General features: G+C 60.1%; 13 protein-coding genes. 12 read left to right on the forward strand and 1 reads right to left on the reverse strand.

Going from position 1 to position 13,972, the window contains the following annotated elements; all coding sequences use genetic code 11:
• The first annotated feature begins 15 nt into the window (after window positions 1-15).
• The gene (locus KXU80_RS23210; RefSeq protein ID WP_219835499.1) at window positions 16-969 is read left to right on the forward strand and encodes a DNA-binding transcriptional repressor DeoR; all 954 of its coding nucleotides are present in this window, start codon (window positions 16-18) and stop codon (window positions 967-969) included.
• A gap of 29 nt (window positions 970-998) precedes the next feature.
• Window positions 999-1,682 (forward strand): deoxyribose-phosphate aldolase, encoded by a 684-nt coding sequence (deoC, locus tag KXU80_RS23215; RefSeq protein WP_219835500.1) that lies wholly within the window; start codon window positions 999-1,001, stop codon window positions 1,680-1,682.
• Between the two features lie 65 nt (window positions 1,683-1,747).
• Here the strand turns inward: deoC and KXU80_RS23220 are convergent, their stop codons facing one another.
• On the reverse strand, window positions 1,748-2,269 hold the full coding sequence (locus KXU80_RS23220) for a DinB family protein (RefSeq protein ID WP_219835501.1): 522 nt from the start codon (window positions 2,267-2,269) through the stop codon (window positions 1,748-1,750).
• A 102-nt stretch (window positions 2,270-2,371) separates the two neighbouring features.
• On the opposite strand from KXU80_RS23220, the gene queF reads away from it, so the two are divergent.
• From queF to KXU80_RS23270, 10 genes are all read left to right on the forward strand, one after another.
• On the forward strand, window positions 2,372-2,869 hold the full coding sequence (gene queF / locus KXU80_RS23225; RefSeq protein WP_219835502.1) for a preQ(1) synthase: 498 nt from the start codon (window positions 2,372-2,374) through the stop codon (window positions 2,867-2,869).
• A gap of 86 nt (window positions 2,870-2,955) precedes the next feature.
• The gene (locus tag KXU80_RS23230; RefSeq protein WP_219835503.1) at window positions 2,956-4,158 is read left to right on the forward strand and encodes an MFS transporter; all 1,203 of its coding nucleotides are present in this window, start codon (window positions 2,956-2,958) and stop codon (window positions 4,156-4,158) included.
• A gap of 524 nt (window positions 4,159-4,682) precedes the next feature.
• A complete protein-coding gene (locus KXU80_RS23235) occupies window positions 4,683-5,837 on the forward strand; it encodes an acyl-CoA dehydrogenase family protein (protein ID WP_219835504.1) in 1,155 nt (384 codons plus the stop codon).
• Window positions 5,830-7,032 carry an acetyl-CoA C-acyltransferase gene (locus KXU80_RS23240; RefSeq protein WP_219839194.1) on the forward strand — a complete coding sequence of 401 codons (1,203 nt, stop codon included), beginning with the start codon at window positions 5,830-5,832 and terminating at the stop codon, window positions 7,030-7,032. Before KXU80_RS23235 ends, KXU80_RS23240 begins: the two co-directional genes overlap by 8 nt.
• A 155-nt stretch (window positions 7,033-7,187) precedes the next feature.
• Window positions 7,188-8,048, forward strand: a complete 861-nt coding sequence (locus tag KXU80_RS23245; RefSeq protein WP_219835505.1) for a 3-hydroxybutyryl-CoA dehydrogenase — start codon at window positions 7,188-7,190, stop codon at window positions 8,046-8,048.
• Between the two features lie 7 nt (window positions 8,049-8,055).
• Window positions 8,056-9,210 (forward strand): acyl-CoA dehydrogenase family protein, encoded by a 1,155-nt coding sequence (locus tag KXU80_RS23250; RefSeq protein ID WP_219835506.1) that lies wholly within the window; start codon window positions 8,056-8,058, stop codon window positions 9,208-9,210.
• Between the two features lie 41 nt (window positions 9,211-9,251).
• Window positions 9,252-10,160, forward strand: coding sequence for a methylisocitrate lyase (gene prpB, locus KXU80_RS23255; RefSeq protein WP_219835507.1), 909 nt, complete (start codon window positions 9,252-9,254; stop codon window positions 10,158-10,160).
• A 3-nt stretch (window positions 10,161-10,163) separates the two neighbouring features.
• A complete protein-coding gene (locus KXU80_RS23260) occupies window positions 10,164-11,492 on the forward strand; it encodes a citrate/2-methylcitrate synthase (protein WP_219835508.1) in 1,329 nt (442 codons plus the stop codon).
• A 36-nt stretch (window positions 11,493-11,528) separates the two neighbouring features.
• The gene (locus KXU80_RS23265; RefSeq protein ID WP_219835509.1) at window positions 11,529-12,974 is read left to right on the forward strand and encodes a bifunctional 2-methylcitrate dehydratase/aconitate hydratase; all 1,446 of its coding nucleotides are present in this window, start codon (window positions 11,529-11,531) and stop codon (window positions 12,972-12,974) included.
• A 105-nt stretch (window positions 12,975-13,079) separates the two neighbouring features.
• A complete protein-coding gene (locus KXU80_RS23270) occupies window positions 13,080-13,928 on the forward strand; it encodes an AraC family transcriptional regulator (protein ID WP_219835510.1) in 849 nt (282 codons plus the stop codon).
• The last annotated feature ends 44 nt before the right edge of the window (window positions 13,929-13,972 follow it).

Consider the following 13,972-nt stretch of genomic DNA (forward strand, 5'->3'; position numbering starts at 1 on the left):
GAGTGTTGAGAACCCATGTATGACGAACGCACTGACGACAAACGAGGGAAAATGATAGATGCCGTTCGGATGTATTACCAGTTGGACTACAGTCAACAGGAAATCGCGAAGCAGCTAGGCGTATCGAGGCCGACGGTCAGTCGGTTCATTCAGCAGGCGAAGGAAGAAGGCTATGTGGTCATCAATATTATTGACCCCATAGAGAACAACGATCTTCTAGCCGGTCAAATCGAACGAAAATTTGGACTCAAGAAAGTGGTCATTGTCAACGTACCGCATTATGCGGATGTCGTTGTACGCAAGTATTTGGGCGTGGCAGCCGCCAAATATCTCGACAATATCATCAAGGACGGCGATATCGTGGCAGCGACGTGGGGAACGACGCTGTATGAAGTAGCGCTTAATTTGCAGGATAAGCATGTAAGGGATGTCAAGGTTGTGCAGTTGAACGGCGGTGTCAGCCACTCCGAGACGAGCACCTATGCCAGCGAAATTATCAGCTTGTTCGGCAAAGCATTTCACACGATTCCGTACTTCATCCCCTTGCCGGCGATTTTCGATAACCCGGAAGTGAAGCGCACGATCGAGACCGACCGCCATATTCGCAATATTCTGGAGCTGGGCAAGAAGGCGAATGTGGCGATGGTGACGGTCGGCGCACCGACGGAAGATTCCGTATTGATCAAGGCGAACTATTTTAGCGATGAAGAGTTGAAGCTGATTTACGAGAAGGGGGCAGGAGACATCTGCTCCCGCTACTTCAATATTGACGGGATCATCTGCTCGCAGGAGCTGGACCAACGGACAATCGGCATTGATTTGAACGACTTGAAGAAGAAGGAGCAATCTATTCTTGTTGCAGGCGGCATTCGCAAAGTAGATGGTATTTACGGTGCTCTTCGAGGCAAATATACGAATGTGCTGATTACCGACCAGTTTACCGCCAAGTACTTGATGGATCGTCCATAAACCCGCATGAAAGAAAGGAACGGATTAGAATGAGCAACGAATTAACAGGAGCAGCACTGGCTGCTTACTTTGACCATACCTTGTTGAAGCCGGAAGCGACATTCTCGGATATCGTCAAATTGTGCACGGAGGCGAAGCAAAACAAGTTTGCGACCGTCTGTATCAATCCTTACTGGGTATCTGAAGCAGCGGAGCAGCTGCAAGGCACGGGCGTCGGCATCACGACGGTAATCGGATTTCCACTCGGGGCTTCGAGCACGTTTTCGAAAGTCGCGGAAGCAAGAGACGCGATCGCGGCCGGAGCGACGGAGATCGATATGGTGTTGAATGTCGGTGCATTGAAGTCCGGCCGTTTCGAGGCCGTGAGTCAGGATGTGCGTGCGGTTGCAGAAGCGTGCAAGGGCCGTGCCGTGATGAAGGTCATTCTGGAGGTCGGCTTGCTGACCGATGAAGAGAAAGTGAAGGCCAGTGCGATTTGCAAGCATGCAGGCGCGGACTTCGTGAAGACGTCTACGGGCTTCGGACATGGCGGAGCTACGGTGGCTGACATCGCGCTCATGCGTGAAGCGGTTGGACCGGAGATGGGCGTTAAAGCATCGGGCGGCGTACGTGATCTGGAAACCGTGCTTAAGCTGATTGAAGCGGGCGCAACGCGAATCGGCGCCAGCGCAAGCGTGGCGATCGTGAGCGGCGGAAGCGGCGAGGGCTATTAATTACAAGGGATAGGCAAGCATGAGAGAGGTGCAGAGATGCACCTCTCTCAATTATTTTATCGTGTTCAGAGCGCGGTTAAATACCGTTCTTGGATGATGTTTAAATGATGCCGTTCGTGCCCAGCGATTACATACGCGAATGCGCGGGCAGACATGCCGGTGCCGCTTGCAACGCCTTGGCGTGTCCATGCTTCTGCCGCAATGCTCGTTATGAGGCTGACTGTGGCGGCGCGCACAGCTATGTAGCCGCCTAGCAGCTCCTGAATGGAACGGCTGTCGAAATCGGCGGCGGCGACGTAATCATTCTCTTCAAAGCCGGGGAGGGGCGTCTGATCCCCGCGCGCAATGCGCAGCATCCGGTAGCTCATAATCCGCTCCGTGTCTACGATGTGGCCAAGTACTTCTTTCAGGCTCCACTTGCCGGAGGCATACCGGAACAGCGATTGTTCCGTCGTCAGTTCCGTATAAAGCGAGGTCAACTGCGTCTGATTGTCGTTTAATTGCGTAAGAACGTCCCGGTCGGCAACGAGACCGATATAATGACCAAAATGAGCGCCGAACTCGCCGGCTGCAGGCGTGCTAAGCATGGGGATCCTCTCCTCGAAGTTGAATTTAGACAGCTTAAAGGTGTAAGCTACTAGAACAAGAGTAACGCCCGTACAGTGCAAATACAAGGAGTGATGAAGCAAATGTCAGGAAGAGCAAAAGAAGAATTGCACGGTATTACCCATTTGGGCAACCAAGGGACCTCTTATTTGTTTACTTACAGCCCGGAGGTGCTGGAGACGTTCGACAATAAGCATGTGAGCCGCGATTATTTCGTCAAGTTCAACTGCCCGGAGTTTACGAGCCTATGCCCGATTACGGGACAGCCGGATTTTGCAACCATCTATATTTCTTACATCCCGGACGTGAAAATGGTCGAAAGTAAGTCGCTCAAGCTGTATCTGTTCAGCTTCCGCAACCATGGCGATTTCCATGAAGACTGCATGAACATCATCATGAACGATCTGATCGCGCTGATGGAGCCGCGCTATATCGAGGTATGGGGGAAATTCACGCCGCGCGGCGGCATTTCGATCGACCCGTACTGCAACTGGGGCCGCCCCGGCACGAAATTCGAGGAAATGGCAAACCATCGTCTCATGAATCACGATATGTATCCCGAGAAAGTAGACAATCGCTAGGCCGAGCCGGATAAGAATGTGCGGCCCCAGCAGCTCATTGCTGAGACCGCATGTTCTTGTGCTTGTGAAAGGACGGGGCTGCAGCAATGAATTTTTCGTGGGAACGCAACTTAGCCATTCTGTGGATCGGTGTTTTTTTCTGCAGCATGGCCTATTCAATCTCGATACCGTTTCTGCCGATTTTCCTGAATACGGAGCTTGGCGTCGAGCATCATTTGGAAGCCTGGTCTGGCGTAGCGTTTGGCATTACGTTTCTGGCCAGCGCGCTGATCTCGCCATATTGGGGGTCGTTATCCGATAAATACGGTCGCAAGCCGATGCTGATCCGATCTGGCTATAGTCTTGCGGCGCTCTACCTGATCAATTACTTCGTGCATGATCCGTATACATTTCTGGTTATACGCATTTTCCAGGGGCTGCTGGCCGGCTTCGTGCCGTCTTCGATCGCGCTCGTGGCAACGAATACACCGGAGGAGAAGACAGGCTATGCCCTTGGCATCATGTCGACGTCCGGAGCGACGGGAAGCATCATCGGACCGCTGGTCGGCGGCGTCGTGAGCCATTATTTCGGCAACCGCGAAGCCTTCCTGTTCTCGAGTGCCATCGTGCTGATTTCGGCGCTGATCGCGACGTTCCTCGTCAAGGAGCAGAACTTCAACCGCAAAGCAGCCAGGTCGCATGTGCGGGATGATTTGAAGCATGCGCTCTCGAACCGGATGTTCACGATGCTGCTCACGATGGTTGCGGTCAGCACGTTCTCCGTCATGATTCTGGAGCCGCTCATTACGGTCTACGTGCTGCGCATGGGGGTAGAGAAGAGCAGCGCATCGCTGAGCTCCGGCATTATTTTCTCGGCGGTGGGCATTGCCACGGTCATCATGGCGCCGCGCTGGGGCAAGTGGGGGCGGAAATTCGGCTACAAGCAGATGCTGCTGATCGGGCTTGTCGGCAGCGGGATCGGCAATTTGCTGCAGGTACTGGTGTCGAACTACATCGGCTTCGGCATTCTGCGGTTCAGCTACGGTCTCTTCTTCGCCGCTGTATCGCCGTCGATTAATGCGATGATCGTGCAGATTACGGAAGCGGATTTCCGCGGCAGAGCGTTCAGCCTCAATCAGTCGGCTGCCCAGATCGCCACGATGGCAGGTCCGATTATCGGCGGGCTGCTCGGCGGCTGGATGCCGATTCGCTGGATTTTCGTCATCAACGGGAGCTTGCTGCTGGTGTCGGCGCTGTTGTTTAAGCTGAGGACGCAGAACATGCCTGAAGCTGCCGCCAAGTCAGGGTGAGTAGAATCGTAGTATACCTTTCGGGGAAAAAGAAGAACCACTTCGGCGGGCGGAGTGGTTTTTGTTTGGGGAAAATCGGCGCTTTCGCTCGCTGCTGCGCCGCAAATTACATCGCTTGCGGAAGAGGTCCGTTTTGCAGCGACTTCCATGCATTTCTCCATTTCGAAAGGCGCGATTTCAAGCTGCGCATTCGTTTCATGAGCGAATATTCCTCCCTGAGCTCCGGATTAGGGTTGCAATGCTACCATCGTAGCTGGATATTGTTAGCGGACTGTCATCAAACGAAGAACATTTCTGTAAGATCGTATAAATAATCCCGTTATCCGCCTGAATCAGGCGGGTAACGGGATTGTTGTCGTTAAACGGCAGGGGGAGGACATGACATGGGACTGCTTCTGTTCTCGGTTTCGCATGCATCGGTTTCCTCGCTTTATCATGAATTGCAGGCAGAGCAAATACGATGTAATAAGCGCTAGTTAAGCCGGCACGCTCTGTCTGGTTCAAGAAGGGGGGAGCGTCTTGACGTGGAATTCGGGCTTTCGGAGGAAGAGATGATGATCCGCGGCATGGCGGCGCGGTTTGCCGAACAGGAGGCAGCGCGGCGGGCAGCCGTGCTGGACGAGGCGGAACGATTCGACAGGCAGTCGTTTGACGAGATGGCGGCATTAGGGTTCACGGCCTTGCCTTGGCCGGAGGAAGACGGCGGCGCCGGAGGAGGTTTTGTCAGCTTCGCGCTGGTGCTGCAGGAGCTGTCCCGGGTCAGCGCATCGCTCGGGGCGGCGCTGTGGGCGCATTTGTTCTTGGCGGCTTGGCCGCTCGTTCGGTTTGGCAGCGCGGAGGCAAAGGAGGCGTATTTGGGCTCGTTGATCGATGGGCGGCTGCCTAGTGCAGGCGTGCTCCCCGGCGCGGCTGTCGGAGGATCGCAGCTGCGGGTCGGCGTAACGGCGAAGCGTGACGGTGACAGTTACCTGCTGGAAGGCCAGCAAAAATACGTTCCCGGCGGCGCGCACGGGGAGCTCTTCATTATCTATGCCGAGACGGCCGGGGAACCGGGAACCAGCGGCCGAGGACGATACAATGCGTTTATTCTGGAAAAGAATTGCCCGGGCCTTGTCATCCAGCCCGTCGTAAAGAAGCTTGGCTTGCGCGCGGCGGGTATGGCGCATCTGTCGTTCGAGGGCTGCCGTATTCCGAAGGCGCATCGGCTCGGCGGGGAAGGACAGGGACGCGCCATAGCAAGGCGAGCTTCCACAGGCGTCCGTTACGGGCTTGCGGCGGTCGCTGCGGGCATCGCACAAGGAGCGCTCGATGCGGCACTTGGTTACGCGCAGGAACGTGCGCAGTTCGGCAAGCCGATCGCGAAGCATCAAGCGATTGCGTTCCTGCTCGCGGATATGAAGACGGCGGCGGACGCGGCCGGGCTGCTGGCTTGCCAGGCGGCCTGGCGCGAGGATGAGGGATTGGCCGACGAGGGGACGTCCGCGCTTGCGCTGAGCTTCGCGGCGGACGCGGCGATGGCGAACGGCATTCATGCGGTGCAGGTGTACGGCGGATACGGCTATATGAAGGAGTATCCCGTAGAGCGCTGCATGCGGGATGCTAAGACCGTCCAAATCTTCAAGGAGCTTGATCTTGCGGCGTCGCAGCCTAGAACGGGAAGGGGGAGGCGCCGTGGCTGAAACGGTAATCGTCGGCAGCGCACGCACGCCGATCGGCAAGTTTGGCGGTGCATTAAAAGGGTTTACGGCGGCGGAGCTTGGCGGCATCGCGATTCAAGGGGCCCTTCGTCGGGGCGGGGTCGCCCCGCAAGCCGTTGACGAAGTGATCATGGGCATGGCGGTCGGAGCCGGGGCGGGGCAGAACCCGGCTCGGCAGGCCGCGATGCATGCGGGTCTTGGCGCCCACGTACCCGCCGAGACCGTGAACAAAGTATGCGCCTCCGGCATGCGCAGCCTTACTTTGGCTGCGCAAGTCATCACGGCAGGCGATGCGGAGCTGATCGTCGCCGGCGGGATGGAGAGCATGAGCAGCGTACCGCATGCGCTGCCCGATCTTCGCTTCGGGCGGCGGCTCGGTAACGGCGGAGCCGCCGATTTGCTGCTGCGCGACGGCCTCCGCTGCGCTTTCGCCGACCGGCATATGGGTGACTATGCCGACAGCATCGCAGCCGAGTACGGCATCAGCCGGACTGAGCAGGACGAATGGGCACTGCGCAGCCATGAACGCGCAGTGCTGGGGAAACTGCAGGGTATCTTTCACAGCGAGATCATCCCGGTGCCCCTTGCCGGAGGAAGCCCCGAGTCGCAGAGCCACGTATTCGCCGTGGACACGGACGAGGCGCCGCGGGGCGATACCAGCGCGGCGAAGCTTGCGGCGCTGCGTCCCTCGTTCTCGGCGGACGGCACCGGCACGGTAACGGCGGGCAACGCCCCGGGCCTTAACGACGGCGCCTCCGCGCTGATCGTCGCGTCCAAGGTGAGGGCGCTGCGCGAAGGCTATACGCCGCAGGCGGTGCTGCTCGGACACGCGGCCGTCGCCGTGGAGCCGCGCCTCTATCCGATCGCGCCGGTGCTTGCCGTGCAGAAGCTGCTGCAGCGTCAAGGTTTGCAGCTGGATGCCGTTGACCGCATCGAGCTGAACGAGGCGTTCGCGGTTGTCGTGCTCGCCTGCGGCAAGCTGCTCGGCTGGGACAGCAGCAAGGTCAACGTGCACGGCGGTGCCATTGCGCTTGGGCATCCCGTCGGCGCAAGCGGCGCGCGGATTGTCGTGACGCTGATGAACGGCCTGCGGCGCCGCGGCGGCGGACTCGGCATCGCCGCGATTTGCAGCGGCGGCGGGCAGGGAGATGCGCTGTTGATTCGGGTTGACGGGTGAGCGTGAGTGCGGAGCTCCGCGCTGCGAGCTAAGCTGTAAGCGGTGCGCAGCTAAGCCGCCATGCTCCGAACTGCGTTGCGGAAGGAGCAGTTGGGCCCAGGCGTCGACGAAGTTTCACAGTCATTTAATCGGCTAGACGAAGGAGGGCGGGCAGCATGGATATCCATTCGGTTTCAGTCGTCGGCGCCGGGCAGATGGGCAGCGGCATCGCGCAGGTCGCGGCGTTATCAGGCTGCCGGGTGCTGCTGCATGATACGGACGATGCGCGGGTATCGGAGGCACTTGCCGGCATCGGCGGCCGGCTGGCGGACAGTGCCGCCAAGGGGCGCATCGCGCCGGAGGCGGCTTCGGAGGCGCTGGCCCGCATCCATCCGGGCGGCGGGCTGGAGCATGCGGCAGGTGCCGATCTGGTCATTGAAGCGGCGACGGAGAGCATGCCGGTGAAGAAGGCGATCTTCTCCGCGCTGGACGGAATATGCGGGGAAAGGGCGATTTTGGCGAGCAATACGTCTTCGCTGTCGGTGACGGAATTGGCTGCGGCGACGCGGCGGCCGGAGCAGGTCATCGGCATGCATTTCATGAATCCCGTGCCCGTGATGAAGCTGGTGGAGATGATCCGGGGGCTGCGCACGAGCGACGAGACGTACGCAAGAACGGCGGGCCTCGCCGAAAGGATGGGGAAGACGCCGCTTGAGGTGCGGGATTTCCCCGGGTTCGTGAGCAACCGGATTCTCATGCCGATGATCAACGAGGCGATCTATACCGTGTATGAAGGCGTCGCTTCAGCGGAGGCCGTGGACGGGATCCTGAAGCTCGGGATGAATCACCCCATGGGCCCGCTCGCCCTAGCTGATCTCATCGGCTTGGACACATGCCTCGCCATTATGGAAACGCTGCATGACGGCTTCGGCGATTCCAAATACAGGCCCTGTCCGCTGCTTCGCAGCTATGTGCACGCAGGCTGGCTGGGACGCAAGAGCGGCCGCGGGTTCTACGTTTACGGGGAAGGGAGCTGATCATCCGGTGAGGTTTCGGTTTACGCAGGAGCAGGAGGCGCTGCGGGAACGGGTACGGACATTTGCGGCTTCCCATGTGGCTGCGGCCGTTCTGGCGATGGAAGAGAGCGATGTCTTCCCCCGGGCGCTCGTGGATGAGATGGGACGGCAGGGCTTGCTGGGGCTGCCGATTGCGTCGGAATACGGCGGGAGCGGCTGCGATATGGTCGCCTACATGCTGGCCATCGAGGAAATCTCGCGGGTCAGCGCGGCAGTCGGGGTCATTCTGGCGGTGCATACATCGGTCGGAACCTTGCCAATTGTCTATCACGGCACCCCGGAGCAGAAGCGCCGCTGCCTGCCGCAGCTTGCCTCCGGCGCTTGGCTGGGCGCGTTTGCGCTGACGGAACCGCATGCGGGCTCGGACGCTTCGACCATTCGGACGGCGGCTGTGCGCAGCGGGGATGCGTATGTGCTGTCAGGGTCCAAGGTGTTTATTACGAACGCGGGGGAGGCGGATCAGTATCTGTTGTTCGCTGCGTTGCAGGACGCCAGCGCAGCAGCGCCGGACGACCTGCGGACGGGAACGAGCGGCATGACAGCCTTTCTCGTGGGCAAGGATACGCCCGGCTTCCGCGTCGGGAAGAAGGAGAAGAAGATGGGGCTCCGCGGCTCCAATACATGCGAGCTCATCCTGGAGGAGGCGCGGATTCCGGCTTCGCAGCGGCTTGGCGCGGAAGGGCAAGGCTTCCGCATTGCCAAATCCGCGCTGAGCGGCGGCCGCATCGGCATCGGCGCGCAGGCGCTCGGCATCGCGCGGGCCGCGCTGTCGCAGGCGGAGCTCGGCATGCGCGAGGCGCCGCCGCGCCAGCGGGAGAGAGCCGCAAGCGAGCTGCGCGAGATGGCGGCGCAGGTGGAGGCGGCCGCGCTGCTCGTCTACCGCGCCGCGGATCTGCTGCGGCAGGGCAGGCCCTGCGCGATGGAAGCGTCGATGGCCAAAATGTTCGCCAGCGATACGGCGATGAGCGTCGCGACGCGGGCGCTGCAGTGGTGCGGAGGTGGCGGATTGACGGAGGAGCAGCCGGCGGAGCGGCTGTTCCGGGATGCGAAGGTAACGCAGATCTATGAAGGCACGAACGAGATTCATCGGATCGTGATTTCGGGTGAGCTGCTTAAGCGATAGCGGACGGAACAATACCGTTAGTGAAAGGAGGCTGCGCGTTAATGGCAGCACAATCAAGCCGATTATCACCGGGAAGCCGGTTCAGGGAGGCGCTCCGGCAGGAGAAGCCGCTGCAGATCGCAGGCGCCGTCAATGCCTATGCGGCTATGCTGGCACAGGCAGCGGGATTCCGCGCCTTGTACGTTTCCGGCGCGGGTGTAGCAAATGCTTCCTTCGGGCTGCCGGATCTCGGCATCACGACGCAGCACGACGTGGCGGAGGATGTCCGCCGCATCAGCGGAGCGGTGGAGCTGCCGCTGCTGGTCGATGCGGATACGGGCTTCGGCTCCGCGTTCAATATCGCCCGCACGGTAAAAGAAATGATTCGCGCCGGAGCGGCAGGCATTCACATCGAGGATCAGGTGGCCGCGAAGCGCTGCGGCCACCGGCCGAACAAGGGGCTTGTAACGACTAGCGAGATGGCCGACCGCCTTGCGAGCGCGGCGGACGCACGGTATGACGCGGATTTCGTCCTCATGGCGCGAACCGATGCGCTTGCCGCGGAAGGCATGGAAGGCGCGGTTGCGCGTGCGCTGGCTTATGTGGAAGCCGGCGCAGACATGATTTTTCTGGAGGCGGCGGGCAGCTTGGCGGAATACCAAGCCTTTACGGCGCAGGTCACGGTGCCGGTACTCGCGAACATGACGGAGTTCGGGCGCACGCCGCTGTTTACGGTAGAGGAGCTGGGCACCGCCGGCGCGGCGATGGTGCTGTATCCGCTGTCCGCGTTTCGGGCGATGAATGCCGCGGCGCTCCGCGTGTACGAGGCCATTCGGGGGAAAGGAACGCAGGCGGATGTGACTGGGCTCATGCAGACGCGCGAGGAGCTGTACCGGTATTTGGGCTATTACGATTACGAACGGAAGCTGGATGCGTTATTTGACGCAGGTAATAACTCGGAGGAGGGATAAGGGATGGCCGTGAAAAAGCCCGGCGGCTTGGCCGGCGTGGAAGCAGGGGAGACGGCAATCAGCACGGTAGGCAAGGACGGGCGGGGACTTACGTATCGCGGCTATGCAATCGAGGATTTGGCGGAGAACGGCAGCTTCGAGGAAACGGCATATCTGCTCATTCGCGGCAAGCTCCCGAACGTCGACGAGCTGACGGATTACCGGCGCAAGCTGGCAGCCGCGAGTCGTCTGCCCGCGGTGCTGCAGCAGTTCTTGGAGCTGCTTCCGGCCAGCTCCCATCCCATGGAGGTGCTGCAGATCGGCTGTGCAGCGCTTGGGACGCTGGAGCCGGAGTCGCCGCAGCGGACGGCTGCCGATATCGCCGACCGGCTCATCGCGCTGACGGGCCCCATGCTGCTGCATTGGCATCATTATCACCGGGGCGGAGGCCGGGCTGCAGCGGCGCCGGCATCCGCCGAACCGGTGCGTCGGGTGTTTCGCGCAGATACGGATGATGGGCTTCCCAACAGCGCGGCTGAAGGATCGGAGCATGCTGGTGCCGAAGGCCGCTCGTCCGGTGCGGCGGGAACGCCGGTGGAGGGCGAAAGTCCGGACCAGTCTGCTGCGGCTGTACCTGACGGAAGCGCTTCTGCGAAAGCGCCGGCTTTCGATCCGGACAGCTACACCGTTGCCGGCCATTTTCTTCATCTGCTGCACGGGAGGCATCCCGAGACGCGTTCCCAGCGCGTCTTCGATATATCACTGACGCTGTACGCGGAGCACGAGTTCAATGCGTCCACGTTCGCCGCCCGTGTGACGGCATCCACGCTGTCCAACTACTATGCCTGCATCGCAACAGGCATCGGCACGCTGCGCGGCAACTTGCATGGCGGGGCCAACGAAGCGGTGATGGCGCTCATTACGCAGTTCCAATCGCCGGAGGAAGCCGTCGAAGGCATCCGGGCCATGCTTGCGTCGAAGCAGCTCATCATGGGCTTCGGGCACCGGGTATACGCCATTTCCGATCCGCGCTCGGACATTATCAAGAAATGGTCCGAGATGCTTTCGCTTTGGGCTCAGGACGCTGGGCTCTACCCGATCTCTGAAGCGGTTGAAGAGGTGATGCGCGAGGAGAAGGCGCTGTTCCCGAATTTGGATTTCTACAGCGCGACGGCGTATCATTTCATGGGCATTCCAACGGAGATGTTTACGCCGATCTTCGTCATCGCCCGGCTCGCGGGCTGGAGCGCCCACATTATGGAGCAGCGGCAGAACAACCGTATTATCCGGCCGACCGCTGCATATGTCGGACCTGACAACCAGCCTTGGCTGGAGCTGCACGGAAGACGTTAACGATCCCAATCGCTCGTGAAAGCGAGGTGAGCACGAATGACGGACGGCTTTGAAAATAACGCAAGACCCCAGCCGGACCAGCTGCTTGTCGATATTGCCGACTATGCGTCGGATGCCGTGATCGACAGCGAGCTGGCTTATGAGACGGCGCGATACTGCCTGATGGATACGCTGGGCTGCGGCATACTTGCGCTCAGCTATCCCGCATGCACGAAGCTGCTCGGTCCCGTCGTGCCCGGCGCGGAGCTGCAAAGCGGCGTCCGGATTCCCGGCACGGCTTATAGGCTGGATCCCGTGACGGCGGCCTTCAACATCGGCTGCATGATCCGCTGGCTCGATTATAACGACACTTGGCTGGCGGCGGAATGGGGCCATCCCTCCGACAATCTCGGCGCGATTCTAGCGGCGGCGGACTATGCCAGCCGGCAGAACGAGGCGGCGGGCCAGCCTCCGCTTCGCATGCGCGACGTCCTGACTGCGATGATCAAGGCGCATGAAATTCAAGGCGTGCTCGCGCTGGGCAACAGCTTCAACCGGGTCGGCCTGGATCACGTCATTCTCGTCAAGGTGGCTTCGACCGCCATCGTTACCGGTCTGCTCGGCGGCACGAAGGACGCGGTCATCAGCGCGTTGTCGCATGCCTGGCTAGACGGTCATCCGCTCCGCGTCTACAGACATGCGCCGAACACCGGCTCGCGCAAGTCCTGGGCGGCTGGCGATGCCGCCAGCCGCGCCATGCAGCTGGCCTTCCTCACGCTGCGCGGCGAGATGGGCTATCCGTCCGTCTTGTCCGCGCAGGGCTGGGGCTTCAGCGACGCCTTGTTTAGAGGCCGGCCTCTGACGCAGGAACGTCCCTTCGGTTCCTATGTGATGGAGAACGTCCTGTTCAAAATCGCCTACCCCGCCGAGTTTCACGCCCAGACCGCCGTGGAGAGCGCAATTGCGCTTCATCCCCGGGTGGCCGGCAGGCTGGAGGAGATCGCCCGAATCGTGATTGCAACCCATGAGTCCGCTATTCGCATCATCGACAAGCAGGGACCGCTGCACAATCCGGCCGACCGCGACCACTGCCTGCAGTACATGACGGCCGTCGGGCTGATTCACGGCTGCTTGACCGCGGATCATTACGAGGATTCGGCGGCTGCGGATCCGCGAATCGACCGGCTGAGGGCAAGAATGAAGATTGTGGAGAACGCTCAGTTTTCCAGAGACTACCTGGATCCCGAGAAGCGCTCCATCGCGAACGGCGTGCAGGTGTTTTTTCAAGACGGCAGCATGACGGAGCAGGTCATTACCGAATATCCGATCGGCCACCGGCGCAGACGGGAGGAGGGCATCCCGCTGCTGAAGCGGAAATGCGAAAGCAATCTGGCCGCGGGCTATTCGGATGAACGGGTGCGCCGCATTCTCTCGATTTGCGAAGACCCGGATACGCTTGACGCCATGGCGGTACATCAGTTTATGGACCTGCTGGCGAAGTGAGTAGGAGCCTGTGTACACCGGTGAGCAGGGTGCCGGCGGCGCAGGCTTTTCTAGTTGTTCTATGCTATGATGCTAGCAGAAGGTTGCACGGAGGAGGCATTCGGCATGGGAAAATCGATCTTCAACCCTGAGCGGCCTTACCGCGAGGATACGGATCTGGAGCTCCTGTATTGGGGCAAGGAGCAGTGCACGCCCGGCAATTCTGTAGGACCTGGCATCCGGGAATGCTATAAGGTCCATTTCGTGCATGACGGGTTCGGAACGGTAACCGTCGGCGACCGGTCGTACAAGCTGTCAGCGGGCGAGGCGTTCTTGATTTACCCGCAGGTGGTAACGCGCTATGAAGCGGACGAGGCCGAGCCGTGGACGTATTCATGGATGGCGTTCCAAGGCGCGCGCATGCCGGATATTTTGGCCGGTACGAGTCTGAAGCCGGCCGAGCCGGTCTTTGCCATGGATCTGAAGCTCATGCCGGGGCTCTACGAATCGCTCTGCGACGCGCTGCAGCAGGGGGGCAGTGTTGATCTTCGGCTGACGACGCTTCTTTATTCATTTATGGTTGCCTTGGTCGAGGCGGCCCCGGCATCCGCGGACAAGCATGCCAGCGTAAGGAAGCAGGACAGCTACGTTCACCGCAGCATCGCGTTTATCCACGCCCACTTCTCCGAGAATTTAACCGTCGCACAGCTTGCCGCTCTGATCGGACTGGACCGCAAATATTTCTCCGTCCTGTTCAAAGAAGCGCTCGGCCTCCCGCCGCAGCAGTATTTGCTTCAATACCGGATGGATCGGGCTAGCGACCTGCTGGAAAGCGGTGCGTACACGGTCGGCGAGGTCGCTAGGTCCGTCGGCTATCAAGATGCGCTGCTTTTCTCGAAAATGTTCAAGAAAGTAAAGGGCGTCTCGCCGAAGCAGCTTATGCCGTCTAGTGTGAGGGCTGACATTATAACATAACTATCATCCTTGCTGACATTGGCTTGTTCACGGCCCACCTTTAA

This window comes from Paenibacillus sp. R14(2021), from assembly GCF_019431355.1.
Lineage (GTDB): Bacteria > Bacillota > Bacilli > Paenibacillales > Paenibacillaceae > Paenibacillus_Z.